Annotated in this window: 2 protein-coding genes and 1 pseudogene; all 3 read right to left on the bottom strand. The window is 33.7% G+C overall.

Features of this window, described 5'->3' with window-relative positions; translation table 11 throughout:
• Positions 1-458: 458 nt before the first annotated feature.
• Positions 459-803 (bottom strand): hypothetical protein, encoded by a 345-nt coding sequence (locus DCH402_RS00030; protein WP_002215110.1) that lies wholly within the window; start codon positions 801-803, stop codon positions 459-461.
• Positions 804-840: 37 nt separating this feature from the next.
• On the bottom strand, positions 841-1,164 hold the full coding sequence (locus DCH402_RS00025) for a hypothetical protein (RefSeq protein ID WP_002218310.1): 324 nt from the start codon (positions 1,162-1,164) through the stop codon (positions 841-843).
• A 248-nt stretch (positions 1,165-1,412) separates the two neighbouring features.
• Positions 1,413-1,741 (bottom strand): annotated as a pseudogene (locus DCH402_RS22570) (MafB family polymorphic toxin); the annotation flags it as partial.

Raw genomic sequence — 1,741 nt, 5'->3', positions numbered from 1 at the left:
ATCATTAATACCTTGTAAAGTTTGCTGCGCAGAGATGTAGGTCGGATATTTGTATCCGACAAAAATATTTGACGCATCTATCGTTTCCGAAATGCCGCTGTTGGAAAATGTCGGATTCGAGAATCCGACCTACGGCTATTTCGTTTAAGTCATAAATAGCCATTCATGTTCCTTCTGAATTTGCTTTTGCTATCCTTAGAACCAATCATATAAACATTATCATCATTAATTAATGTTCTAAGTTTATGAAGCGGTCAAATCTGTCAAACTACCAGAGATGAAGCATATCCTCCTGGAAGTAATTCTGTTCGTGCTGTTTCCATATCTTCTTTGCCATCATCAGTTACTTCTCTGTCTAAATAAAATCTTACGATAAGTTTTTGTCTAATTTCATCAAATTCTGCCGTAATTAATCTTATATTGATATGAATACACGGTTCATACCTGCTATTAGCCAGTCAGGTGTAGTTGGATGGGGATTCATTTTTAATAATATCTTCAAGCAAGTGAAATGTAAGAAAAGCGTAGATACTTGAAGGCCGGCTATCTGATTGGCAAAAAGAAATTTCGGAGATAAAGAATTTCCGTTTATATTTTTCATAAATTAAATCAACACCTTGTTTTACATAAAAACTAACTTCCTCAGGAAGGATATTTATAACATTCTCTCCTTTTACTTTTATAGTTAATGGTTTGATTTTTATGTTTTCATGAATATCTGATAGGATTATTTCTAAAAAATTATTTTTATTTCCAGTCATTCTGGCTATTTTATGTATATTTCCATTGTGTTCGATTATCATTTTATTTTTTCCAAGGATTTCCTTCTATATTGATAGTTTATCTAAAGATTTCATTTAAAATATCCTGACTAATTTCTTGTTTATATAATTCTACAATTTTCTGTTTCTGTGTATTTGTATAAAATTTTTCGTTGGTATCTGCTTGATATTTTAATTGTCTCAATATTTCCATGATTTCATATTCTGATTTTTCATCATATTCTTCAATCATGTAATCAACAAATTGTTTTAGAATATCAAAGGTTTCGTAACTTTCCAAAATTTTAATATGTTTATCGGCAAAATTGGACATATACCATTCGTCAGTGATTGGATTAGTATTTAAATCATCTAAAAAAACATTTACATCATCTAAAAACATGACTAATCCTTAAACTTAAAATCTGTTTTCTCACCGGTTCTTGAGTTTTCAATGTAATGTATTTCAATTTTGTTTACGTTTTGAACACGCTTAACCCAACCGTCTTTTGCTAACCAACCATTTTTAGTATCGGACATAGGAGGTATTCTCGCAGGAGTTTTGCCCTGTGGGTTTGCCTTAACTTCTTCCATTGCTAATTGTTCCTTTAAATTATTAGGTATTGTACGACCGGTTGATTTTTCAACAGATTGTGTCCCTATTTTTAATGATTTGTTTCCCCCAGCCATTTCCCCGTCTACAGTCTGCATAGGGCGGGCAGCAGGTTTTTTATAGCCGGTATTTTTAACCCAATCCCATTTAGTCGGGTTAAGTTCTACTTTTTTACCGCGCCAAACCGTACCTGCGGCCTCTGCTACGGAAAGGGCAGTTTGGGCTGTTGCAGTTATATTCGGATGGGCATCAGCCCATTGTCTGGCGGAATTAATGCCGTTTTTTACCGCAAAAGCACTGTCCTGTAATAGGCTCGCGGCAGCAAGTTGTGCTTCCGGACTTAAATTTCCTAATTCATTAATATCTT

Source organism: Dickeya chrysanthemi NCPPB 402, from assembly GCF_000406105.1.
GTDB classification, from domain to species: Bacteria; Pseudomonadota; Gammaproteobacteria; order Enterobacterales; family Enterobacteriaceae; genus Dickeya; species Dickeya chrysanthemi.
The sequence above is the reverse complement of the archived record's forward strand: the minus strand, read 5'-3'. Positions and strand labels throughout refer to the sequence as shown.